At 44.0% G+C, this 24,233-nt stretch carries 28 protein-coding genes and 1 riboswitch; of the genes, 11 read left to right on the forward strand and 17 right to left on the reverse strand.

Going from position 1 to position 24,233, the window contains the following annotated elements:
- Positions 1-39: 39 nt before the first annotated feature.
- Positions 40-149: riboswitch (SAM riboswitch) on the reverse strand.
- A gap of 262 nt (positions 150-411) precedes the next feature.
- Entirely contained in the window at positions 412-681 is a 270-nt protein-coding gene (rpmA, locus tag ABS362_RS15785) for a 50S ribosomal protein L27 (RefSeq protein WP_162428176.1), read from the reverse strand.
- A 60-nt stretch (positions 682-741) separates the two neighbouring features.
- Positions 742-1,050, reverse strand: a complete 309-nt coding sequence (gene rplU, locus ABS362_RS15790) for a 50S ribosomal protein L21 (protein ID WP_350413568.1) — start codon at positions 1,048-1,050, stop codon at positions 742-744.
- Between the two features lie 639 nt (positions 1,051-1,689).
- Between rplU and ABS362_RS15795 the strand changes: the two genes are divergently transcribed.
- Together ABS362_RS15795 and ABS362_RS15800 are read left to right on the forward strand one after the other, a co-directional pair.
- Entirely contained in the window at positions 1,690-2,649 is a 960-nt protein-coding gene (locus tag ABS362_RS15795; protein ID WP_350413569.1) for a ribonucleoside-diphosphate reductase small subunit, read from the forward strand.
- A gap of 352 nt (positions 2,650-3,001) precedes the next feature.
- A complete protein-coding gene (locus ABS362_RS15800) occupies positions 3,002-5,380 on the forward strand; it encodes a ribonucleoside-diphosphate reductase subunit alpha (RefSeq protein WP_350413571.1) in 2,379 nt (792 codons plus the stop codon).
- Positions 5,381-5,860: 480 nt separating this feature from the next.
- Here ABS362_RS15800 and ABS362_RS15805 read toward each other — a convergent pair whose 3' ends face one another.
- The 5 genes from ABS362_RS15805 to ABS362_RS15825 all read right to left on the reverse strand — a co-directional run bounded on the left by ABS362_RS15805 (position 5,861) and on the right by ABS362_RS15825 (position 10,772).
- On the reverse strand, positions 5,861-6,475 hold the full coding sequence (locus ABS362_RS15805; RefSeq protein ID WP_350413573.1) for a hypothetical protein: 615 nt from the start codon (positions 6,473-6,475) through the stop codon (positions 5,861-5,863).
- A 119-nt stretch (positions 6,476-6,594) separates the two neighbouring features.
- The gene (locus tag ABS362_RS15810) at positions 6,595-7,230 is read right to left on the reverse strand and encodes an OmpA family protein (RefSeq protein ID WP_350413575.1); all 636 of its coding nucleotides are present in this window, start codon (positions 7,228-7,230) and stop codon (positions 6,595-6,597) included.
- 339 nt (positions 7,231-7,569) lie between these two features.
- On the reverse strand, positions 7,570-8,196 hold the full coding sequence (locus ABS362_RS15815) for an OmpA family protein (RefSeq protein ID WP_350413576.1): 627 nt from the start codon (positions 8,194-8,196) through the stop codon (positions 7,570-7,572).
- Positions 8,197-8,368: 172 nt separating this feature from the next.
- On the reverse strand, positions 8,369-8,848 hold the full coding sequence (locus tag ABS362_RS15820; RefSeq protein WP_350413578.1) for a hypothetical protein: 480 nt from the start codon (positions 8,846-8,848) through the stop codon (positions 8,369-8,371).
- A 211-nt stretch (positions 8,849-9,059) separates the two neighbouring features.
- A complete protein-coding gene (locus ABS362_RS15825) occupies positions 9,060-10,772 on the reverse strand; it encodes a T9SS type A sorting domain-containing protein (RefSeq protein WP_350413579.1) in 1,713 nt (570 codons plus the stop codon).
- Positions 10,773-11,319: 547 nt separating this feature from the next.
- Here ABS362_RS15825 and ABS362_RS15830 point away from each other — a divergent pair.
- Positions 11,320-11,706, forward strand: a complete 387-nt coding sequence (locus ABS362_RS15830) for an Hsp20/alpha crystallin family protein (protein ID WP_350413581.1) — start codon at positions 11,320-11,322, stop codon at positions 11,704-11,706.
- Between the two features lie 47 nt (positions 11,707-11,753).
- Here the strand turns inward: ABS362_RS15830 and ABS362_RS15835 are convergent, their stop codons facing one another.
- From ABS362_RS15835 to ABS362_RS15850, 4 genes are all read right to left on the reverse strand, one after another.
- Complete coding sequence (locus ABS362_RS15835) at positions 11,754-12,014, reverse strand: hypothetical protein (protein ID WP_199109042.1); 261 nt, start codon at positions 12,012-12,014, stop codon at positions 11,754-11,756.
- Positions 12,015-12,136: 122 nt separating this feature from the next.
- Entirely contained in the window at positions 12,137-12,316 is a 180-nt protein-coding gene (locus ABS362_RS15840) for a hypothetical protein (RefSeq protein WP_350413583.1), read from the reverse strand.
- 73 nt (positions 12,317-12,389) lie between these two features.
- Entirely contained in the window at positions 12,390-13,766 is a 1,377-nt protein-coding gene (locus ABS362_RS15845; protein ID WP_350413584.1) for a serine hydrolase, read from the reverse strand.
- Positions 13,767-13,940: 174 nt separating this feature from the next.
- Positions 13,941-14,168 (reverse strand): hypothetical protein, encoded by a 228-nt coding sequence (locus ABS362_RS15850; RefSeq protein WP_350413586.1) that lies wholly within the window; start codon positions 14,166-14,168, stop codon positions 13,941-13,943.
- A 213-nt stretch (positions 14,169-14,381) separates the two neighbouring features.
- On the opposite strand from ABS362_RS15850, the gene ABS362_RS15855 reads away from it, so the two are divergent.
- The 6 genes from ABS362_RS15855 to ABS362_RS15880 all read left to right on the forward strand — a co-directional run bounded on the left by ABS362_RS15855 (position 14,382) and on the right by ABS362_RS15880 (position 17,555).
- Positions 14,382-14,810: a GNAT family N-acetyltransferase gene (locus ABS362_RS15855; RefSeq protein ID WP_350413587.1), complete on the forward strand. Its 429-nt coding sequence runs from the start codon at positions 14,382-14,384 to the stop codon at positions 14,808-14,810.
- Complete coding sequence (locus ABS362_RS15860) at positions 14,810-15,118, forward strand: hypothetical protein (protein WP_350413589.1); 309 nt, start codon at positions 14,810-14,812, stop codon at positions 15,116-15,118. Before ABS362_RS15855 ends, ABS362_RS15860 begins: the two co-directional genes overlap by 1 nt.
- A 55-nt stretch (positions 15,119-15,173) precedes the next feature.
- Positions 15,174-15,899 carry a hypothetical protein gene (locus ABS362_RS15865; RefSeq protein WP_350413590.1) on the forward strand — a complete coding sequence of 242 codons (726 nt, stop codon included), beginning with the start codon at positions 15,174-15,176 and terminating at the stop codon, positions 15,897-15,899.
- 45 nt (positions 15,900-15,944) lie between these two features.
- Entirely contained in the window at positions 15,945-16,655 is a 711-nt protein-coding gene (locus ABS362_RS15870) for an alpha/beta fold hydrolase (protein WP_350413591.1), read from the forward strand.
- A 5-nt stretch (positions 16,656-16,660) separates the two neighbouring features.
- Positions 16,661-17,080 (forward strand): septal ring lytic transglycosylase RlpA family protein, encoded by a 420-nt coding sequence (locus ABS362_RS15875; RefSeq protein ID WP_350413592.1) that lies wholly within the window; start codon positions 16,661-16,663, stop codon positions 17,078-17,080.
- 118 nt (positions 17,081-17,198) lie between these two features.
- The gene (locus ABS362_RS15880) at positions 17,199-17,555 is read left to right on the forward strand and encodes a hypothetical protein (protein ID WP_350413593.1); all 357 of its coding nucleotides are present in this window, start codon (positions 17,199-17,201) and stop codon (positions 17,553-17,555) included.
- Between the two features lie 232 nt (positions 17,556-17,787).
- Here ABS362_RS15880 and ABS362_RS15885 read toward each other — a convergent pair whose 3' ends face one another.
- From ABS362_RS15885 to ABS362_RS15910, 6 genes are all read right to left on the reverse strand, one after another.
- Positions 17,788-18,540, reverse strand: a complete 753-nt coding sequence (locus tag ABS362_RS15885) for a ZIP family metal transporter (protein ID WP_350413594.1) — start codon at positions 18,538-18,540, stop codon at positions 17,788-17,790.
- 9 nt (positions 18,541-18,549) lie between these two features.
- The gene (locus ABS362_RS15890; protein ID WP_350413596.1) at positions 18,550-19,287 is read right to left on the reverse strand and encodes an SAM-dependent methyltransferase; all 738 of its coding nucleotides are present in this window, start codon (positions 19,285-19,287) and stop codon (positions 18,550-18,552) included.
- Positions 19,288-19,458: 171 nt separating this feature from the next.
- The gene (locus tag ABS362_RS15895) at positions 19,459-19,782 is read right to left on the reverse strand and encodes a hypothetical protein (RefSeq protein WP_350413598.1); all 324 of its coding nucleotides are present in this window, start codon (positions 19,780-19,782) and stop codon (positions 19,459-19,461) included.
- A 110-nt stretch (positions 19,783-19,892) separates the two neighbouring features.
- Complete coding sequence (locus tag ABS362_RS15900) at positions 19,893-20,480, reverse strand: hypothetical protein (RefSeq protein ID WP_350413600.1); 588 nt, start codon at positions 20,478-20,480, stop codon at positions 19,893-19,895.
- A gap of 73 nt (positions 20,481-20,553) precedes the next feature.
- Positions 20,554-21,417, reverse strand: coding sequence for a carboxylating nicotinate-nucleotide diphosphorylase (gene nadC, locus ABS362_RS15905; RefSeq protein ID WP_350413601.1), 864 nt, complete (start codon positions 21,415-21,417; stop codon positions 20,554-20,556).
- A 64-nt stretch (positions 21,418-21,481) separates the two neighbouring features.
- Entirely contained in the window at positions 21,482-21,883 is a 402-nt protein-coding gene (locus ABS362_RS15910) for a DUF4783 domain-containing protein (protein ID WP_350413603.1), read from the reverse strand.
- A gap of 223 nt (positions 21,884-22,106) precedes the next feature.
- On the opposite strand from ABS362_RS15910, the gene gpmI reads away from it, so the two are divergent.
- Together gpmI and ABS362_RS15920 are read left to right on the forward strand one after the other, a co-directional pair.
- On the forward strand, positions 22,107-23,633 hold the full coding sequence (gpmI, locus tag ABS362_RS15915) for a 2,3-bisphosphoglycerate-independent phosphoglycerate mutase (RefSeq protein ID WP_350413605.1): 1,527 nt from the start codon (positions 22,107-22,109) through the stop codon (positions 23,631-23,633).
- Between the two features lie 5 nt (positions 23,634-23,638).
- Positions 23,639-24,214 carry a hypothetical protein gene (locus ABS362_RS15920; protein WP_350413606.1) on the forward strand — a complete coding sequence of 192 codons (576 nt, stop codon included), beginning with the start codon at positions 23,639-23,641 and terminating at the stop codon, positions 24,212-24,214.
- The last annotated feature ends 19 nt before the right edge of the window (positions 24,215-24,233 follow it).

The raw sequence follows: 24,233 nt of genomic DNA on the forward strand, positions 1-24,233 counted from the left end.
ACTGCTTATCAAGAAAGGACACCCAGAGAAAGGAGGTCTATCTTATCTTCTCCGGACAGCAAGAGCTTCCGGAAGGGAGTTAGCACCAAGTTTAGTCAAGGTTGCTAAGACGTCACAGGGCCCATTCCCTCGGTCTTTCTTGATAAGAAACTGCAAGTTACTACACATATCCGCAAAAAGCCACAATTATGTTTCATTAGTATATAACTATAGTTGCAGGCTTGCTCAGGAATGTCTGAAAAGCAGAAAAGGACACATTAAGTGTCCTTTTCCTAAAAGAGTTTAATTGTATTAACTATAACTCTTTATAGTCTATTATACGAGACTAAAAATCTCTAGTTCACCATCTTACAAAATAAAAAAGGGATACCTTCCGGCATCCCTTTTCTGTTGCATCTGCAAAGTTTCGTATTAAGCCTCAGCTACTACGTTAGGAATTACAGAAACGTAAGAACGATTCTTAACGCTTTTCTTAAATTCTACTTTGCCATCAATAAGTGCGAACAGAGTGTGGTCTTTACCCATACCCACGTTTTTGCCTGGGTGGTGTGCAGTACCTCTTTGTCTTACAATGATGTTACCAGCGATAATTTCCTGGCCACCATAAATCTTAACACCTAGTCGTTTTGAATGTGACTCACGACCGTTGTTAGAACTACCAGCTCCTTTTTTGTGTGCCATTTTGTTTACTATTTAATCAGGCCTGGGCCTGAAAGTTTCTACGATAATTTCCTCTTACTCTTAACCAATGCTCTCGATAAGAACTTTCGTATAGTCAGAACGATGTCCTCTAGACTTTCTATACCCTTTTCTTCTCTTCTTCTTGAAAATGCGGATTTTCTCGCCTCTCACGTTGCCAAGGATTTTACCAACCACTTTAACACCGCTTACGAATGGAGCACCAACGGTTAGTGTACCGTTATCATCTGTAAGAAGAACATTGGCGAACTCAACGGCGTCACCTTCATTGCCGGAAAGCTTGTTAGAGTAGATAAACTTACCGCTCTCTACTTTGGTCTGTTGACCTGCGATTTCTACAATTGCGTACATCAGCTTCAATGTATGTTTAAAATTTAGTCTGCAAAAGTACGGCGCTAATATTTAATTTGCAAATGCTTGCTGCTTAATTTGTTCATCTAAATAAAGAGAGCAATTACACAATGTGGATAACCATGTTGAAATATCAGGGACATCTTTTTGCACATCTTTAAAACAGCCTTAACCATATAACAGGCAGACAGTTGCATCAAAAATACTTTTCCACACTTTTCCACAAAGCATTTTTTATTTCTCCGTGGGTCACCTCCTGGGCAAGGCATTTAATTATGCTTTTTGGACTTTTATTTCACTTTATGCTTACGATAACGTGTTTAAACACTATAGAGCGCCTGAACATTGCACTTAAAACACATCTTTTAGATAAATACCAATATAATCATATGATAATATATGTGATAACGCATGTGCATAACCGTGTTGATTTCGACACAAATAACACAGCATCAGCCAGTTAATTATTTGTGCATAAATTGAACAACTTTAGCCCCTAGTTTCAAGTTCAATTCTCTATATTTGAAGTCACGATACTATCGGGTACCTGCCGGGCACCCGTCGAAAACAAAAGTAAATATGGGGTGTTTTCTAAGCTGATTAGCTTACCCCTTCAACCAATAAAACATTTAGTAGCTTATGGAGCCAATATTACAAGAAAACCCAAACCGCTTTGTACTGTTCCCGATTCAGCATGATGAGGTATGGCAGATGTATAAAAAGGCTGAAGCCAGCTTTTGGACTGCAGAAGAGATAGACCTTAGCCAGGACCTGAAAGACTGGGATAACCTGAACGATGGCGAGCGCCATTTCATCAGTCACGTACTTGCTTTCTTTGCCGCATCAGACGGTATCGTTAACGAGAACCTGGCTGTAAACTTTATGCAGGAAGTGCAGTTGCCGGAAGCGCGTTGTTTCTATGGTTTCCAGATCATGATGGAGAACATCCACTCCGAAACCTATTCGCTCCTGATAGACACTTATATAAAGAAGCAATCTGAGAAAGACCACCTGTTCAATGCACTGGAGACAGTACCATGCGTGAAGAAAAAAGGTGAATGGGCGCTTAAATGGATAAACAGCGAAGACTTTGTTGAAAGACTGGTAGCATTTGCTGCCGTTGAGGGTATTTTCTTCTCCGGTTCGTTCTGCTCTATATTCTGGATGAAGAAGCGTGGTTTAATGCCAGGCTTAACATTCTCTAACGAGCTGATATCCCGTGACGAAGGCCTGCATTGCGATTTTGCCTGCCTGCTATACTCTATGCTGCAGAACAAGCTTTCTGAAGAACGCATTCACGCCATTATAAAGGACGCAGTAGCTATAGAACAGGAATTTGTAACAGATGCATTACCGGTTGACCTGATCGGGATGAATGCAAAGCTGATGAGCCAGTACATCGAGTTCGTAGCAGACCGCCTGTTAATATCACTTGGTTACAGCAAGATCTACAACGCTACCAACCCATTCGATTTTATGGAGATGATCTCGCTGCAAGGCAAGACAAACTTCTTCGAGAAACGCGTAGGCGAATACCAGAAAGCCGGCGTACTGGGCGGATCGGATAAAAATGTTTTTTCGCTGGACGAAGACTTTTAATAATATCAGAAACCAACTATATTTAAGTGGCGAAGGAGATAAACGCTCCGGATGCCACTTAAATACTCTTACACAACTTACCGGGCAGTAGCTGAAGTATAGAAGCGACCGCAAAACTGCACCGGTATCAAAGCTGGCCACCGAGCCACCAACGGGGAATTCCATCCCTACTATATAGTAAAAGCATTTGGCTTTACCTATAAACTATTGTATTGCAACGGCTTATACCACTCCGCGTATTAGCTGACTGTATCTTATACTTTAAATATTTAATACTATCTGCTCCGGCAGAAGCATTTCACTATATCTGTTTAATAACCCGGGCTTTTGAATCCCGCTAATTGTATACACTATGTTAGTAGTTAAAAGAGACGGCCGGCGCGAATCCGTTAAATTCGACAAGATCACAGCTCGCATCGAGAAGCTTTGCTATGGCTTACATGCTGATTATGTATCGCCAATTGAAGTTGCCAAAAAGGTGATTGATGGTATTTACGATGGCGTAACTACAGTTGAGCTGGATAACCTGGCTGCTGAGACTGCTGCATCGTTAACTACCAAGCACCCGGATTATGCGGTATTGGCAGCACGTATTGCGATCTCTAACCTGCATAAGGTTACCAGCAAGTCGTTCTCCAACACCATGAAGCGCCTGTATACCTACACAGACCCTAAAACCGGTGAAAATGCATCACTGCTTTCTAAGGATGTGTATGAGATCATCCGTAAAAATGCCGCTACCCTTGACTCAACTATAATTTACGACCGCGACTATAACTACGACTACTTCGGCTACAAAACACTGGAGCGTTCATACCTGCTGCGTTTAGATGGAAAGATTGTAGAGCGCCCGCAGCACATGCTGATGCGTGTAGCTGTTGGTATACACAAAGAAGATATCGAGTCGGCTATCGAGACTTACAACCTGATGTCGGAGAAGTGGTTTACACATGCTACGCCAACACTTTTCAATGCTGGTACGCCTAAGCCACAGTTGTCTTCGTGCTTCCTGCTGGCCATGAAGGACGATAGCATACCAGGAATTTACGATACCCTGAAGCAATGCGCGCAGATATCGCAGAGTGCCGGTGGTATTGGTCTGAGCATCCATAACGTGCGTGCTACAGGTTCTTATATCAAAGGCACAAACGGTACATCGAATGGTATCATCCCGATGCTGAAGGTATTTAACGATACGGCCCGTTATGTAGACCAGGGTGGTGGCAAGCGTAAAGGCGCTTTCGCAATTTACCTGGAGCCATGGCACGCCGATATCTTCGATTTCCTGGATCTGAAGAAGAACCATGGTAAAGAAGAGAACCGCGCCCGTGACCTGTTCTATGCCATGTGGACGCCAGACCTGTTCATGAAGCGTGTGGAAGAGAACGGTGACTGGAGCCTGTTCTGCCCGAATGAAGCACCTGGCCTTGCTGAGTGCTGGGGTAAGGACTTTGAGCGCCTGTACGAGAAGTATGAGCGTGAAGGCCGCGCCCGCAAAACTGTAAAAGCACAGGATCTATGGTTCCATATACTGGAGTCGCAGATTGAGACAGGTACGCCATATATGCTGTATAAAGATGCTGCTAACGCCAAATCGAACCAGCAGAACCTTGGAACTATAAAAAGCTCGAACCTGTGCACCGAAATTATGGAGTACACCGACGAGAACGAAGTTGCTGTTTGTAACCTTGCATCGCTGGCCCTGCCGCGTTATGTAAAAGACAATGGCAACCATAAGATATTCGACCACCAGAAGTTGTTTGATGTAACCTACCATGTTACACTTAACCTGAACAAGGTTATCGACATTAACTATTACCCGGTAATTGAAGCCAAGAACTCTAACATGCGCCACAGACCTATTGGGTTGGGTGTACAGGGTTTGGCTGATACCTTTATAGCGCTACGCATGCCTTTCGAGAGCGAAGAAGCGAAACGTCTGAACGAAGATATCTTCGAGACGATCTACTACGCTTCAATGACGGCCTCTAAAGACCTGGCAAAGAAGAATGGTGCTTACGAAACATTCCCGGGCTCTCCATTATCAAAAGGTCAGTTCCAGTTCGATATGTGGGGTGTAACGCCTAAGTCAGGTCGTTGGGACTGGGAAGAGCTTCGTAAGGAAGTAATGGAGCATGGTGTACGTAACTCGCTGTTATTAGCACCTATGCCAACTGCTTCTACTGCCCAGATATTAGGTAACAACGAATCGTTTGAGCCTTATACTTCTAACATTTACCTGCGTCGCGTACTGTCTGGTGAGTTTATGGTGGTTAACAAGCACCTGCTGAAAGACCTGATCGCGCTTGGCCTGTGGAATGATAAGATGAAGCAGGATATTATTGCAGCCAACGGCTCGGTACAGGATATCCCGAACATCCCGCAGAACATAAAGGACCTGTATAAAACAGTATGGGAGATCAGCCAGCGTACGGTAATTGATATGAGTGCCGACCGCGGTGCTTACATTTGCCAGAGTCAGTCGCTGAACCTGCACGTAATGAACGTGAACTTCGGTAAGCTGACTTCGATGCACTTCCATGCGTGGAAGCGTGGCCTGAAAACGGGTATGTATTACCTGCGCACCAAAGCCGCTGTTGATGCCATTAAGTTTACAGTTGAGAAACAAGCCGCCGAAACCCTGTCGCCGGTTTACAACCAGGACCAGAACAGAAATGACATGGCCTGCTCACTTGACAACCCGGACGCTTGCGAAGCTTGCGGATCGTAAATAACTAAAGAAGGAGGACTCACTGTCCTCCTTCTTCTTTAAAGACTCAATTTTTACCAAAGGAACGCTAAGGATGGAGTAAAAAAAACCTACCAAGTTGCAGCTTAGTAGGTTCTTGTAGAGAAGGTCTCTGCTAGTAATGTCTAACCTAATTCATTTCCGACATGAAGAAGGCGTCATTGAAAGACCATCCTGATTATGTTGAAGTGTTTACACGTTTTATTACCATAAAAGGTAAGAAAGTCTTCAAGAAGGACGGTGGCGTGTTCCATTTCTACGCAAAGCGTAGACAACTTCAGCATCTTAGAAAGGGGCTGCTCTGATAGGGCAGCCTTTTCTTTTGATTAAAGTACGTAAAGGAGTATCAAAAATGATACTAAATCTAAAGATATATTTTTCCACATATACCTATTACGCTTTAAATCAACTTTTGGAGTTATTCCCAGACGCTAGCAGGAGCTGCGCACGCTGCTAGGTCTTTTATATTTCGTCTTCTTCAATAAGTGGGGCTATACTTGCAAAGTCGGCTGCGTTTTCTTCATGAAACTTCTTGTACCAATCTCTGCTACCAAACCATTCTAAAACTTCTTCGCGCTGCAATGCTGTTTTACTTTTAGAGAGTAGGCTGTGGTAAGATGAGTAAGGCCAATCGCTAAAATCTTCTATAAGACTGTGATGCTGTGGGTTGAAATGGATATAGTAAATAAGTCGATTGAAATAAGCTTCTGAAGTAACTTCCTTTCTGCCAAACCTATGCTGGAATAACTTACCAATTCTTTCATATTTGTGATTTATAGTTTTGGTGTAAGAATTTAGTAGATGTGCCAGTTGACGTTCAACACTTACGAGCTTACCAGAGTCTTCTTTAACTTCATGCCACATTAACACATCTTTTTCTTTTACCCTTATTAAGAAGTGTACATGGTTCGGCAACAAACAATAGGAAAAAGTGTCAGCAAACGGCACTATATACTTTCGGTATAATTGCAGAAAAAGATGGTAATTGTCAGGATGCCTAAAAAGCGTTTCTTTGTTATTCCCACGGGTATAAATATGGTAATACTTGCCAGATTCTAACGCTGCTAACTTTTGCATCTAACCTTATACGGTAAAGACCTAGCAGTGTGCGCAGCTCCTGCTAGCGTCTGACCTATAATACAAAAAAGGCACCTGAAATCTCTCCCAGGTGCCTTTTAACTATACTTTATACTTGCTTAGCTATTACGCACGGCAATTTCTACACGGCGGTTTTGCTGGCGGCCTTTGGCGGTTTCGTTGGTGGCAGTTGGTTTGGCTTCTCCTACAGGGTGAACAGAAATACGGGAGGCGTTGATGTTGCCATTTTTTACTAACCAGTTCTTTACAGCTTCAGCACGTTGTTCGGCCAGTTGTTTATTGTAACCGGCGCTGCCTCTGGCATCCGTATAACCATACACACGCACAGCGCCATTTTTGCTGCGCTCGGCTATAGAATTACTGATCTCTTTAAGATCTTCCTCAGCGCCTTTCCTGATCACGGCTTTGTCGGTATCAAACAGGATGTTTTCATCGAGAGAGTAAACACTATAATCTTCGTTACTTCGTACTTCCAAATCACCGACTTTAAACATTTCCCAGGTTTCAGTAGCGATGTCTAAATTGTTCCAGTCTGCATCTCCGCTGGCATCCACGTCAACTATAGTTCCATCTGCTGCTGAGTCGGGCGCATTATCATTCTGGAAAGTAACGGCTGTATCGGCAGTTGCTTCTGTTGCTTCATCTACGGTAGCTTCCGTTTTCTCATCTACCGTATTGCAGGCACTTACCAAGCCTGTTACAGCAAGCACCAGGTATAATATCGTCTTTTTCATAGTTGTATATTTAAATTTAAGGTCAGGTTAAATGCCCCTTATGCGTAATTGATACGCCAAAAGTATAAATACAGCTAAAAAGAAACCGGATTACTTTTGAGGCAATACTTAACTATAAAGCAGGCAAAACAAAAGGCACAAGTTTTAGCTTGTGCCTTTTGTTTAATGAACTATAGCTCACCTTTTTATTATCGTCCTGCGTTGTATTTGGATTAAAAAACCAAAGTATAATGCCCTATACATTACCGAAGTCTTTCAGGGCCGTATTTCCTTAACCATCAACGCGTTTATAAATTTGCTGTACTGCCGTTTTATAAAAAAGGCTTTTGAACTGTGCCGCTATTCGCGGGTAACAACCACAATCGCAACACGGCGATTAAGCTGGCGCCCTCTGGCTGTCTCGTTTGTTGCTCTAGGTGCAGTCTCGCCCATGGCTTCTATAGACAACCTGTTAGCGGCAATACCTCCTTTATTTTGTAGCCAGTCTTTTACGGCATTGGCGCGCTCAGCCGAGAGCTCTTTGTTATACTCGTTACCGGCACGTGCATCGGCATGCCCGAAAATACGGATCTGACCGTTCTGTGGCAACTCTTTAATTTCATTAACTATCTGCTGTAACTTTTCTTCGCCTTCAGCCCTTATTTGTGCTTTGTCAGTGTCGAATAGCAGGCGATCATCTAAACCATAAATGTTGTATTCTTTTTCAGCGCGAACTTCGATCTCAGATGTTTTTAACTCCGGATCATCTACAACAGGAGCATCCCAGTTAATGTCTGCCCAAAAGTCTTCACCCACATCCTTTATTTCGGCTCCATCGGCTTCCACCCGTCCACGCGCATCATCATACACAACAGCAGTATCTTCTGTTGCTTCTTGCATTGAATCGTTTTCAACATCCCCTTTCGGATCGTTACATGATGACAATATAACAGCAAGTCCTAAAGTTAGTAGTCCGTAATTTTTCATAGTTATAGTTGTTTGTGTATAAAAATCTACGTGCTGATTAGCACATAGTTATTTTTAAAAGCCGCAGCGACGGAATAACTATAAATCGGCTCCGTAGAAAACTGCGATGGAATGAGCCAGAACTATAGCCGACAACAGGCAGGCAAAAGTAGTGTTTATGTTAGTCGCCGGCTCAAGCTTCAGCGGAAGCAGAACCGGGTCCATTGCGGACTATTTCATCCTCAAAAGGCTGTTTAAGCCACTCCAGGGCATCTTCTACATTATCAAACTCACGCAGTGTAATTGTACTCAGCCCGTTGCTACGCTCAAAAATGTTATCAATTGCCATTTTATTGAAGATGTCATCAGACACAATAGTAGCCATCCGACGAAGAGGGCTGGCAAGTATTTGGGGAATAAACTTTTCGACTGTCCATTGCTGATCTTTCTGCCGTATGGCTTTCATGTTTCTACGGTCTGCAAGCCAGCGGGTAATGTTATGCTTATTTACAAATTCCAGCGAGTCAAGAGCTGTTTTGCGCAATTCCTTACTTGTTACAAAGCCTTTCCAGGTACCTACAGCAAGCTGTTGCTCTTTATCGTAGCTTACACGCATGGCATCTGTTTCGTAGTATAGTTTAAGCATGTTATCTCCTTCTCGCAATCTTAACAAAGTATTCCCCTGATAAAGCTTGTACGGACAAATGTTACTTTGCTACCATCATTCTCCTAAAAAACAGTGCAAAAAAATCTTCCATAACGGGCACTTATTTGAGTTGCTAACGCTACGCTTAGCCGTTTAATGAATGTATGGGCACAAAAAAACCCCGCCTAAAATAGACGGGGCTTTCCTTATGTATATTAGATTAGTTTCTGACAATAAGTTATTTTTTCAGGAATCGATATGTTTCGCGCACCTGGCCATTGGTTACCGTAACAAAGTAAATTCCTGTCTGCAGGTGCCGTACCGGAACTACGTTTTCAAGGTCTGCTAACCGGGCGAATGTGGCTACCGTTTTCCCGGCTGCATCAACTATAGTTACATCCGTGGTGCCAGCTGCAGGAGTAAAGGCTATCGTTACCTGGTCAGTTGCTACCGTCGGGAAAACCTGTGCAATGGCGGCTCCGGCTTTTGGTGCGGCAAAATTTACAGCTATAGTTTTAGAGAACTCGGCAGTGCCATCATAATCAACCTGGCGCAAACGATAATAGTTTACACCTGTTGCCGGTCTGTTATCAGTGAAACTATAGTTTAGTTTACGACTGCTGGTGCCATTACCTGCTACCTCACCAATCTTGCTGAAGTTCTTTCCGTCCTGGCTGCGCTCTACTTCAAACCTGTCGTTGTCTTTTTCAGAGGCTGTAACCCATGTAAGTATTGCTTTGTTTTGCTCGCTCTTCGCTTTAAATGATATTAACTCTACCGGAAGCGGTGTTATAACCTGCTCTTTTCTCCAGGAGATATTATGAATAGCGATACCTTGGCGGCCGTTAGCGTTTTGTGTAGCAGATGCGTTGCTATACTGAATTATGACACGTGTAACCGGTTTAGAGAAACTAACAGTAATGTCGCCTTCGCTGGAAGTATTATCGGTTGCAGTCAGGCCTGTTAAAGCCGCAGCTTCAAACTTGTTATTCGAGGTGGTCTTTACTTTATTTTTTACAAGCTGCACAGGTGTACCATTGTTGTAGCCTGTTATAGTTAGTTTATCTGTAAACTGGTTCAGGGCTACATCCACATCAAAAATAGTGAAGGTCAGGTCTTCTACAGGCTTATTAAGATCCAGTTGAATAACCGAGCCTGCTGTGGTAGCATTGTTTAACTGTACCAGCGAAAACGACTTAGTAGCTGGCTTGTAGGTCTTATCGTCCACTTTAGCGAACTCGTAAGTTACGCCAGTATTTAAAGCCGAAGACCAGCGCATCGTTACGCCATCAACGGTGTAAGGTGTAGCCGAATTGATACCTGAGACAGTAAATGGGTTTTCGTCAAGCGGGCGGGTAGACCAATCGAATGTAGAAATTCCTGCTTCCGGAGTCCCTGTTATAGTTACATCATCTATAGCGTAGTAAGCCGTCTCGTTATTTTTATTCAAATCGTAAGTGATCTTCCAGTAAAGCGTAACTTCCGGCATACCCATTATAGCAGCTGGCAGTGCGATGGGCGTACCATTGTTTACTTTGTTCCAGATGCCGTTAGTGTTGTTTGTAGTTCTGTAAAAAGTAGTACGGGCACCAGCGCCTATACTATACTGAAGCTCAACTACAGCAATAAGCGGTGTATTTTGTTTATATTGATTTCGGAACTGTTCCCATGTGATGGCGGCACTACTATAACCCATGGTTGAGAATTTAAGGAACAGGCTTTTTGTTGATATAGCATCGTCTGCAGTTCTTGCATAGTTCCCTTTTGACGATTGCGCCAATGTGCTTGGAATTGCACTGGATCCTGCCCATGAGTTCGCCGGCTCAGCAAACACTCCAGCTATAACGCCCTGGCTATTTTGAGTAAAATTTTCGTGGTGAAGGATAACCTGGGCAGATGCAGTGATTGTAAAAACCAGGAAAGTAATAAGGGTAATGTAGAATTGTTTCATGTAATTGTGTTGACTGCCAGCCAAAATGAAATAACTATGCCATTCCATATTCCTTAGCTATAAACAGTTTTTCTACATTATTTTTGCCCTGAGCTACAGTTTAACAACCATTAATTCACATTGATTATCAGCTTATTACACAACAATACAGTTAGGTCATCTATATTTTTTTTTGATCACGCAAAAATCTGATGGCTTCCACATTACACTAAAATTTCCATAGTTGGGAAAAACGAGTGGGAATTGGGAAAGAATAAATCAGCAGTTTTTTAAACTATAGTTACTTGTTCAGGTGTTGGAGTAGCGGCTTGCGCTAACAAATTTTTAAGGGTGTCTGTTGTTATATTTAGTTATTACGGGAACGGTTTAGGTTTACCACAAAATTGAACTATATTGCTTCCGAAAGCTGCCAATATGGCCCCGCGCAACTATAGATTCAGATGCTATTGAGCCATAATGACAAACAGTTAACTCAGCTTCTTATGTTATAGGTATGGCACGCAGTTTGCAACACATAATATAAGAATTAGATTAGAGGAGGAAGGACATGAACCTGATTAACAATAATGATTTTCTGAAAAATGTAGCGCAACACCTCAACCTGTTCAATACGGTTGCAGGTGGCATCAGCGAGACAAATGTTACTGTGGCCAAATATAAAAAAGGCGCAGTAATAGAAGTTTGGGCTGCCAGTGTAACACCAGAGTCGTTTAAAGTAATGGTACATAATAACCAGCTTACTATTTACGCTTTGCTACACAGCCAGGATAATCCTGAACTAACAGTACCTATGTTTAACCGGGTATTTGTAATACCACCACAAGTAAATATTAGTAACATTGAGGCCGTTTACCAGGATGGGAAACTACAGGTGAGGCTACCTTACCACAGTGCAGCCATCAGGCCGAAAGAGATCGAAATTAAACAACTATAAAAAAGAAGGGCTACTGAATCAGTAGCCCTTCTTTTTTATAGTTGGTCTTACTTTATAAATTTCGCTTTAATAATAGAGGTCATGTAATCATGCACTTCTACAGTTTCCTGGTCGTATGGGAACGTATTATACTGGTCGGCTGAGGTTTGGGATATTCTGCAACCGTTATTGATCATCATGTAAATTAACTCACGCAGGCGGTACGGATGGCCGGCTACGTTCAGGATGCAGACCGCATCGCTGGTTTCCACGTGCAGGAACATGTGCTGCACATGATTTACATCCGTCATTATTTCCTGATCAGACATAGGCACTCTTTATTTCTTTGGCTTTTGTTTTATACTATAATATCAGAAAAGCTAAAATAGTGCCATCATTCACCATCATTTCACTCAAACAGCTAATCTGCAGCGGCTTATAGTTGTAAATTTTACCTGCGCGGGTGCTGTTTGCGCCAGCCAATCACAAAAACCACAATCCAGACAGGGTAAAAAGGAGATAGCACAGCAGCTATATAAGGATCCACAACGACCATAAACATTACCTGCAGCAGAAACGTAACGATGGCGCCAACTATAGCAATGGTGTAGTATTTATTCTTTCCGGTCATAGGTATGCTTACGATTACAACAAAAAAGCAGGAAGTTGCCTCCCTGCTTTTCATGTCTATAGTTGGTTATAGGTTAGTTGATTCTTGCGGCGGGCATGGTTCTGCCGCCATGGTGCATCAGCATTTTCGCTATTTTACCTTCGGCATCTTTCTCAAATGTGATCAGGGCAGGGGCAACTTTCAAAAAGAATTTATCTTCTGCCTCCGGGAACATTTGAAACACATCGTTATTCGGGCCTTCGGCAAACAACTGCCCATCTTCTAACTTTACTTTAAAGCTAACTTTTGGTGCTACCTGGTACTCGCCTACATAAGCTGCCAGCTGCGAGTCAGAAAGTGGGGTAATATTATGCACTACCGGCACCTGGTATTTCTCGCCGAGCACTATAGCTGTTACATCTTTCGAGATCGGGCCATTTACCTGCTGCGACTCATAGTTGCTCAGGATGGTTATAGTTATCCCGGTTTCCGGTAACCGAATAAAGTTTGCTTTAAAACCATTAATTGCGCCACTATGGCTAATACGCTGCTGACCTGCAACCGAGTCTATTACCCAGCCATAGCCATAGTCTTTCATTACCGGAGTAAACATTTGCTTTTTAGAGGCGTCGCTCAATAGTTTATTTCCAGTCAGCCCGGCATCGAACTTCGCCATATCGGTTGGAGTGCTGTAAATAGCTCCGGCGGCGTGGCACCAGCTCATATCTATCGGGTTAGCCAGTTTGCGGTGCAGGCCGTCGTGGTTGTAGCCCAATGCCAGGCCGTTAACCGGCTTACTGAACTCTACCCCGGTACTGTGCATTTTAAGTGGCTTTAGTATCTGTTGGGCCAGCACTTTCTGATAAGGTTTACCAGTTACCTGCTCAATCACCTGGGCCAGCACTACAAAACCGGTACTGCTATACTTCCATTTGGTACCAGGCTCAAACTCTAAGGGCTTGTCTTTCACCAGGGCCAGTATATCGGTTATAGTGGCTGGTTTGGTATTTACCTCTTTCCAGAAGTTCACAAAATCGGGCAGGCCAGAGGTGCTGGATAATAAATGATGCAGCGTGATCTTATCGCCGTTCGGGAAGTCAGGCAAATACTTGCTTACGTTGTCCTGTACGTTAAGCTTGCCCTGTTCCTGTAGCTGCATAACCAGTACTGCTGTAAAAGATTTAGAAATGGAACCCAGCCTGTACTTTACATCAGCCCCATTAGGCAACTGCTCTGCATAGTTGGCCATCCCGAAACCCTGGCTGTAAACGGGCTTACCGTGTTCGGTTACGGTTACGATACCGCTAAAAGTGCCCTGCACCAGATGTGCCCCCAGGTACTCGTGCAGTTTGTTGGTTACGTCTTTCTGTACCTGTGCATAGGCACTGTTTACACTAAATGCTACTGTAACAACAATAGCTACAGCCACCCGCTTTGCTACAAATAGGCTGTTGATGATACTTTTTTTCATAGTTTTATTTTGCGCGTTAATCTTCTTATCTAAAGAAGCTGATGCAAATATATAACACACTACTATGCAACGCAAGGTACTGTGCAAAATAAAAAGTGAATAGCCTGATAACTATAGGTGGAGGTGCTGAAAATAGAGGGGAATAAAAAGCATGGACATAAAAAAACCCGGCACTTAAGGCCGGGTGTTCATTAATCTGAATGCTTCTGCTCTGGATATTTTCTTTTCCAGAATTAATGGTGGGTCGTCGTTCTTAGCAACGACTAACGTAAATTTACTTTTCGTATCCTGGTAATAGATCAGCGTCGTAAGATCTTCATAGCCTATACTATAGATCTTTCGTTTGCTTTTATTTCCAGTAAAATTATATTTATCTAATTCAATATTCCTTAAAAGTCTCATATCCCTACTATCATCTGGTATTTTAAACGGGTGTTATAGGGTATATTGTTTCAAAAACTGTGCCTTATGCTATGCATTCCTCTGAATAATTATACAATTACAGCATATAACGTTAAACCCCGAAAATAGCTATATTAGAGTATTCCGGCTATTTCAGTAACTTGTATAGTTAAGCTCGTACTTTAAAACTGTTAAATTCTCAGCCCCCCCTTTATGTCTCGCTTTATTATCAGAGAACTGATCACATTGCCTGAAATGCTGGCGCAGCATGCCCTTATACTGCAACTGAACCCTTCAATGGACGCGGCACAATACAACCAACTGCTCAGCCAGATGCTGCCGAACGGTTACCGTATGGTTGGTATATTTACAGATGAAAAATGCGTAGGCTTATCGGGCTTCTGGATAAACACGAAACTATACAGTGGCAAATACCTGGAGATAGATAACTTTATAGTTGATGTAGCTTACAGATCGCAGGAACTAGGCAAACGCTTATCGGACTGGATGCAACAATTGGCCGTAAAGGAGAATTGCCAGACCATTATGCTGGATGCGTATACCTCTAACAACGCGGCGCACAGGTTCTATTTCCGGGAAGGATTTCATATTAAGAGCTACCACTTTTATAAAACATTGTAATGGAACGCAGTAAACTTAGTTTCTGGATATCGTTGTTTTACTTTCTGCTGTTTGAGGTGGTAGTGTATATGGGCCTTAGCTATCTGTTATCAGGGCTTGGCGAGAGCAACCAGCTGCAGGAAGAGAACACTGTGGTTCCCAATTGGGTAAAAGCCGTAGTTTTTATACTTTTATACCTGCTGTGTTTGCTGATAGCGGTTATGTTTGTAAGCAACATGGTGCCTAACAAGTACAGGCCTCAGCTTATGAAATGGGTTTATATGAGTTTGCTCGGCCTGCCCATTATGTTGCTCCTGCTTTTTAACTAACATATTACTTTAGCTACGTATATTCGTTAGTAGTTTTAGTTAACAGCACATCCTTATGAAAAAATACTTTTGTCTGCTGCTTACACTTTGCCTTATAACTGGCTTAGATGCCCTTGCACAGAACACCAAACCGTTCTTTATTAAACTTCAGGACGGACAGGTAGTGGAGGCTAGAAAGATACAGCTCAAATCGCCGCTATTTAAGGCAAACTATTTTTTGCTCGACGATTCGCTACGCTATAGTCCTGCTATGATAAGCGCTTTCCAGAACGAAGACGGGTATTATGCACGCGTAGAACCTGGCAACAGCTCCGATTCATTTGCCAAACGCATTTTGGAAGGCCCACGCATTGAGAAATTCTACACATCGCGCACCACATATGATAGCTATGGTTACTCGCCGTATGGTTACGGATACGGGTATGGCATGCCGCGCACCAGTCGCAAACGTATTTATTATTTCTCTAAAGATGGCGGCCCATTATATCTCTTTAACCAGGAAAACCTGGAGATGGCCCTTAGTGACAATGCTGCCAGTTTAACATTACTGCAAAAATACAGGCGCGAACGAATAATAGGAACCGGTGTTACTATTCTGGGAGCTGGCCTGATGGCACTGGGCGTAGCAAACTCTCAGCGCACTGCCGATGGGTCGCTGAATGTGTCGCCGGTGCTGTATGCCGGTGCTGGTGTATTAGGAGCGCAGCTGGTGTTTAACCTGTTCCAGAAAGATAAACTGACCCAAGCCGTACAGGTCTATAATTACCAGGTCAAGCAGTAAAAGTATAACCCTCAGCCTTTAACTATAAGCCAAACTATAAACCCTGTGGAAAATCTATTATTGTTGCACGGTGCGTTGGGTGCAGCCTCTACGCTCGAACCACTTAAGCACGCGCTCGCAGAGAACTACAACGTTTATACCTTAGATTTTGCCGGACATGGAGGCAACGCATTACCTGATGAGAACTATAGTATAGAGTTATTCGCGCAAAATGTGCTGGACTTTATAGATCAGCAGCAACTGGAGCAAGTGCATATCTTTGGCTATAGCATGGGCGGCTATGTTGGGTTATACCTGGCGCAGCAACACCCTGATCATGTTAAAAGTGTTTTTACACTGGCTACTAAGTTTGCATGGTCTGAGGAAACGGCTGCCAAAGAAGTTAAAATGCTTAACCCGGATAAGATAAAAGAGAAGGTGCCGCAATTTGCCGCTGTGCTTGACAAGCGCCACACGCCACAGCCATGGGAGCAGGTAATGCACAAAACAGCAGCCATGATGCAGCAACTGGGCAAACAGCCTTTACTTACCCCGAATGCACTGGCCCAAATACAACAGCCAGTTCAGGTTTCTGTTGGTGACCTGGATAATATGGTTACGCTGGAAGAAACTATAGCGGCTTACCGCAGCCTGCCAAATGCCCGGTTACTCGTTTTACCTGCTACCAAACACCCATTAGAAACTATACCAGTCAGTCGCATTACACAAGAGATCACTTTATTTTTAGCCAATACACCGGCTGCTATACCAGCTTAATATCTATGCTTTTCAGAATTACACGATTACAGTCTGTTTTTACTTATTTGCTTATAGTTATAGTATGCCTGAGCCTGGCATCCTGCGCTGGCAGTAAAGCTAACTTTGGCCAGAAAGGTTATACCGAAGAAGGAAAGGCATCTTACTACAGCCGTAAGCTGCAAGGCCGCAAAATGGCAAACGGAGACCCATACCGCCATGGCAAGCTTACTGCAGCACATAAAAAATTACCTTTTGGCACCAAAGTAAAAGTAACCAACCTGGCTACCAATAAATCTGTAAAGGTTAAGATCACGGATCGGGGTCCATTTGTACGAGGACGTATAATTGATCTTTCGGGGGCTGCTGCCAGACGTGTAGGTATGATAGATTCAGGGGTGGCACCTGTGAAGATGAAGGTGATAAGATCTGCTGCGAAAAAATAAATATGGGTTTAACTATACTTACCCAACAATAACTTCCGTTAACAATAAAAAAACAATCATTCTCTAAAATATACAATCAAGTTGTTGTAAATGAGAGAAAAAAAATATACATTTGGGTGTGAGAAATGCATGGCAACATTTACGGTTCATTTTTGCTGCAGCTATAGTAGCTATGTTGCTATCGATGCCATGCCCTGAGGTATTCGCCAACAACGGCAATACTACCGCTCAGAACACTAACACAACTATAGATAACGATACAGCTACCAAGTCTGCTTCTAAAGCCAAGCCAAAGTCATCAACTACACGTGTTAAAGACAAGTCTGTGCTGGATGCGGAAGTATTGGACAGCCCTTTAGCTTATTTTAAAGAAGCCTTTACCCCTGAAGACGAGAGCGACGATAGTAATGCTGCCCCGGCATTGATCAACACTGTTAAAGCTTTAGTTGCAACGCTCCTTTCCACAGTAATTTAATTCCGCTTTTCGGTTCCCAAAGGTATTTTTTCTATTCACAAAAGTAGATTATCAGCTCAACTATAGAACTATAGCTATATGTGTAGGAACCTGTTTAGGGTTTATAGTTTCTGCGGTAACAACGAGCTATTATTGATATTTTAACCAACAATCCAATTGGCCGGCTTTTAATCTTGTTGGCGAAAACACGCAGCAAGGGTGTATGCTAGGTTAAATAAACCCTAAACAGCTTCTAGATAAGATCTGATAGCAGGGCGAGGACCAGGCCAAGCAGCGTAGCGATAAGCTTGTTGCGGTTAAAGCTGTGCTCCGGGCTGGTCTCGAAAAGGATGGTGGTGGAAATGTGCAGGAAATTACCGGCAACTAAACCTGTAAGCGCAGTATAGACCATGCCACCTGGCGCTTCATGCGAGAGCAGGTAGTTACTTACCAGGATACCTAACGGTGAGCCAACCGCAAAAACCAAAAGCCAGCTGAACGCCTTTTTAAAATTCTTCACCCGCGACAGCAAAACCGACATCAAAGCAAATGCCGCCGGAACGTGATGTAATGCCACACCCAGCAACACAGAATAAAAGCTACCCTGGTGGTGCATGTGTCCCGCATCCCTGTAATCCTGATCGATCAGAATGCTGCCTTCTAAAAAGGAGTGCACAAACAAAGAACCCAGTAACAGGAAAGGAATGGTGTCTGTGTCGTGGTCATGTGTATGGGTGTGCATGTGGCCGTGCTCTACGCCATGCGAGAAAAGCTCCAGGATTAGCTGCAAAAAGAAACCGGCCAGTACCCAGTACCCTACCACATGCGGCTCTTTGTTGCTGAGTAGCACATCGGGTAGCAGGTGGGTTATAGTTATGGTAAACAGGTAAGCCCCGCTAAAGGCCAGGGCCATTTTAAGCCAGCGCACATTGTTCGGTGGGAAAAGCTTAACCAGGAAACCGGACAGCACTACTGTAAAAAACAGGACCAGAATGGCTATAAACATGCAGTGCGCTTATTTCTTTAAAACAAATATCATACGTTCGCTTTTTGCCGGGTCGAATGGCTGCAAATCGTAATCCCCGAATACTTCTGCCAGGCGTAGTTGTGCCATCGAGAAATACTCTAAAAAATCTTCTTCGCGCAGCGCGCGCACTCTTTCTTCAAAACAGTAATCTTCGCCATTATCAGAGAACCGGATGGTTTTAACTATAAAGCCGTTCTCTACGCCCCTGTGTATATGAAACTCTATACCATCTACTTCTTTCTTCTCTTCCGCTACCAGGTTGGCAATGGTCAGGTCGGTATTCATAAAGTCGATCACCAGTTTGCCACCATGCTTCAGCGATTTAGCTACTGCACACAGCGCTACTACATTCTCGGTCTCGTTCTCGAAATAGCCAAAACTGGTAAATAGGTTCAGAATAAAATCGAAGGACTCGGGCTCGTACACTTCGCGCATGTCGTGCACGGCAAAGTGCAGGCGGCTGTTTTCAAATTGCTTGGCATAATCTATACTTTGTGCTGAAAGATCTATACCGGTAACGTCGTAGCCTTTCTGGTTCAGGTATACCGAGTGGCGGCCTTTGCCACAGGCAAGGTCTAATATCTTTTCGTGCGGCTTGGGATGCAGGTGGGCAAGCAACTTATCCATAAACTGCTCTGCTTCCTGCTCGTCGCGGTTATTATATAAAATATGGTAGTAAGGAGAGTCGAACCAGGTACTGAACCACTCTTGTTCCGGTTGAGCCATCGCAGTTTATTATAGTAGCAATTGAGTTGCAAATATAGGCTAAAATATCTGATCGTGGGTATACGGATAACCGAAGCCAGGGTAATGCATCTAACAACTATAGTTTATATTTATAAGAAAGGCCTGCCGCTACAAAGAACGGCAGGCCTTCCTGTTTAAATGCTGGTATCCTTATGGCTTTGTAACGCCTGGCTTTATAGCACCAGCAGGTGTATTTGTCTCAGCAGCTTCGTTAATGCTATCAACTGGCTGTATGGTATTGGCGCCTGCATCATGGTTTGGCATTACTTCTTCATGAATAATTTTACCCTGCACAGCACCACCTTCAGCAACTTCTGCACTACCGGCATCCGATACGTTGAAAGTGCTGCGTGTACCTGGCTCTACATAGTCATTCGATACTTTTTCGCCTGGTCTCAGGTCTTTCGGAGTATCGCACGAAGCCATAAACAAACCGCAAACTGCGGCACAAACTGCTATTACGTTCTTATTCATTTTTGTACGTTTATATTCGTTATCTATAGATATAGCGCCTGCAACTATACAGGCAACATCTTATACTATAATTACTTACGTTAGCCGGTAAAGCTAAGGTTATTGTACTGTTATGCCAGCAGGTTTTTGCGGCGCAGCAGGCTTTCCATCAACTTTACGTCGTTGCCGCCTACAAATATACGGTAAGGCAGGTGTAAAAACACCGGAGCCTGGAATGTACGCGCAACCCATCCTTTCCAGCCGCCTGGTAACTGGCTGGCCGTTGGAGGCTGCAACCATAGCAAAAAGGCATCGCCGCTGCGCTCTGCCTTCTCTATCATGTCCCAGGTCATGGTCATTCCTTCGCGCTCGTTACGCTTCATTATTATCTGGCGTGAGTCAATCTCGTAGGTCATTTTTTCGAACAGCACATTACCCTGCTCCACGCGTGTTACACCCACTATCTGGGCCGAACGGATAGCTACAAACAGGATGGTAACTATAACTGCCGCTGCTACCCACCACCACGAAAAGCTGAAAACGGCCGGTAACATAAGTGCTACAAATGGAATCATGGCGAACCACCACTCGCGGCGCCACACCTTGCCAAGGGCTACCTTGGTAAACATGTCTTTATCTAACTGGTACTTTTTGGTCCGAATCGTGCCGGGAGCCGGGCCTTGTGGTGCCCGAAAGCCACCTCTGTTTGGTTGTTGCATTCTTGTAAAATCAGATTTTGTTGCCCTGCTGTTTCTTCTGCTTCTGTTCTCTGGCTGCAGGGCGATGCCAAAATTATAGTTTATAAGCCTTCAGGCTCAGGTCAATACTTTTGATGGAGTGTGTTAAAGCACCTACCGAGATATAATCAACCCCGCACTCAGCTACCGATCTTATAGTTGTTTCAGTTATCCCACCCGATGCTTCTGTTTCAAACTTACCACCAATCATAGCTACAGCTTCGCGCATCATTTCCGGGGTCATGTTGTCCAGCATAATTCTGTGAATGCCGCCTGTTTCTATTGCTTGCTTTACTTCGTCCAGGTTGCGGGTCTCTACTTCTATGCGCAGGTCTTTGCCTTTTTCCTGCAGGTAACGCTGGGTAGCAACTATAGCTTCTTTAATGCCGCCTGCATAATCCACGTGGTTATCTTTCAGGATGATCATATCAAACAAACCGAACCTGTGGTTATGCCCACCACCAATTACAACAGCCCATTTCTCCATTATCCGGAAGTTAGGCGTTGTTTTGCGGGTGTCCAGCAGCTTAGCGCCAGTGCCTTTAATCAAATCGGTAAGATGATGCGTGTACGTGGCGATACCGCTCATGCGCTGCATACAGTTAAGTACCAGTCGCTCGGCGGTAAGGATACTTTGCGCTTTGCCTTTTACGGTAAGGGCTACATCGCCATATTTTATAGTTTCGCCATCCTGCATCAGCACTTCTACCTGCAGCGTTGGGTCTACGGCATTAAAAATATAACCGGCCAGCTCTACGCCCGCCAGTATGCCGTCTCCTTTCACGAGCAGGCGCGCCTGGTTCTGCGCATCCCCCGGAATAGAAGCCAGCGAAGAATGGTCGCCATCGCCGATATCCTCGGCAAGCGCCATCGCGATAAAATCGCTTATACTTTTTTCGGTCAGGTATGTAGGTCTCACAGTGCAAAAATAAAAAAAGGCTCGGGATAAACCCCGAGCCTTTGTAAAAATATACGCTTTATAGTTAATCTTTTATAAAATTCATCGATTGTATCTTAGAATCCTTCATACGGACCAGCACGGTATAGCTTCCGGCTTTTGAACTATAGGTACCGATAGCGTATTGCTGACCTTTATCTGACGAACCCTGGTGGCTGTAAGTAAAGTCTACAGGTGCATTTTTGCTGAAAAAGTTCTTCATCACAAACTCAGCCTGCGTGTTACTGTAACTTGTAGCTTCTTTGCCGTCGAGCGTTAGCTCAACCACACTGCTGAAGTTGCGCGACAGATCTTTAGAAGACCCGGCTTTCATAGCAGACTTTACACCATCCATTACACCACCCTGCGCCACAGCCTGACCAGCAGACATAAACACGACTACTAAAAGTAAAGAGAATACTACAGCAAACTGTTTTAGATTTTTCATAAATATTGTTTGTAACTCTGCACAGTTATAAGCTAAAACTATGCCAACTAATGTACAAATTTTCGGGCTTTAAAGATAGCGGTATTTAAAAGATATATAAAATTTTAGCTACCAGATAAGCTAGCCTGCCTGCTTTAGTTGGCACCACACGAAATGAAATACTGAACTTGTTACGTACAGTTAAACTAAGCAGCCATACCAAGATTATAGTTATATTTGTAGCATGAACAAGCAGGTACTTTTAGTGATCCTGGATGGGTGGGGCATTGCCACTAATCCAGCGGTTTCGGCTATCAATAAAGCCAATACACCTTTCTACGACGCTATTTTAGCAAAATATCCGCATGCTCACTTGCAGGCATCCGGCGAGGCCGTGGGCTTACCGAACGGACAGATGGGCAACTCCGAAGTGGGCCACATGAACCTTGGTGCCGGCCGCGTAGTGTACCAGGACCTTGTCCTTATCAACAAAACAATAGCTGAGCATAAGCTGAGAAGCAGACCTGTTTTAGCCAATGCTTTTAAATATGCCAAAGAAAACAAAAAGCCTGTTCACCTGATAGGCCTGGTTTCGGATGGAGGCGTGCACTCGCACATAGAGCATTTGAAAGCCCTTTGCACTGCCGCTTTTGATGAAGGCTTGAAAGATGTATTTATACATGCCTTTACAGATGGCCGCGATACCGATCCGAAAGGTGGCGTAAAGTATATGAACGAGCTGAGCGAGCACATAGACCGCACTACAGGAACTATAGCTTCAGTAATTGGCCGCTACTACGCCATGGACCGCGACAACCGCTGGGAGCGTGTAAAACTGGCTTACGACATGATGGTTAATGGCCAGGGCATCTACTCAACAAACGTTATCGGATCTATCCTGGAGTCTTATAACAATGGTATTACCGATGAATTCATCAAACCTATAGTTCGCACAGATAGCAACGGACAGCCAGTAGCAACTATAAAAGATGGCGATGTAGTGATCTGCTTCAACTTCAGAACAGACCGTGGCCGCGAAATTACACAGGCATTAACGCAGCGCGACTTCCCGGAACAGGAAATGCACAAGCTGAACCTGCACTACGTTACTATGACCAACTACGATGACACATTTGAAAATGTAGCATCTGTTTTTGATAAAGATAACCTGAACAATACCTTGGGCGAAGTGCTCGAGAAAGCCGGTAAAACGCAGATACGCATTGCCGAGACCGAGAAATACCCACACGTTACGTTCTTTTTTTCGGGTGGCCGCGAAACCGAGTTTAAAGGCGAGCGCCGCCTGATGTGCCCATCACCTAAAGTAGCCACGTACGACCTTAAACCGGAAATGAGCGCGTACGACCTGCGCGATGTACTGGTACCTGAATTAAAACAAAAGAGCGCCGACTTTGTGTGTCTTAATTTTGCTAACCCGGATATGGTAGGCCACACCGGCGTGTTTGAGGCTGCCGTAAAAGCCTGCGAAGTGGTAGACGAATGTGCCGCCGCCGTAGTAACTACAGCCCTCGAAAATGGGTATGATACTATAGTTATAGCTGACCACGGCAACGCTGATTGCATGATAAACGAAGACGGCACACCAAATACAGCCCACACCACTAACCTGGTGCCATTCATTTTGGTAAGCGATACGTTTAAGGGTGAACTGAACAATGGCAAATTGGGCGACATTGCACCAACCATACTGGAGTTGATGAACATTCCGCAACCAGCCGAGATGACCGGTGTATCATTGATAAAGCATTAATACTTGTGAGAAACTATAGTTTAGTTTTGTTTGGGAGTATGATTCTGGCGCTGGCAGCCTGCGAGCAGCCTGTGCCGCGTAGCACCGCCGCCACCGACGACTACTATAACGTAACAGCTTATATACAGTATGAAAAGCAGCGCCTGCAACGTAAGCAGCCTGCCGTACTTAAATCTGTAACAACTGAGAACGAGCCCACCGAAACCATTCAGGCAGACAGCCTGAACTGGGACGAAGAACTCACCGTTTTTGAAGAAGCCGATATCAGCAAGCCGACCCTGCGCGAATACTATACCCGCGAAGAACAGGAATTGCCTGATGGCAGCACAGCCGTAACTTACACAAAAAAGAAAGACGCTGAAGCTCCCGTAGAATACTTGCACTTACAATTAAGCCCGGAAAAGAAAGTGCAATACCTCGAAGCCACCTTACTGGACCAGAACCTGCTTTTCTACTCTAAGCGCAAGGCCATATTAGAGGCAAGTCCGCAAAGTGGTCGCCTTGAGAGCTATAAAGTAGAGGGCGTTCAGAAACTGATCTTCGGGGATTCGTTGCACTATAGCATTCAGGCCAACCTATAGTTTGTAATCCATTTATAGT

Origin of the sequence: Pontibacter populi, from assembly GCF_040278685.1 — a bacterium.
GTDB classification, from domain to species: domain Bacteria; phylum Bacteroidota; class Bacteroidia; order Cytophagales; family Hymenobacteraceae; genus Pontibacter; species Pontibacter populi.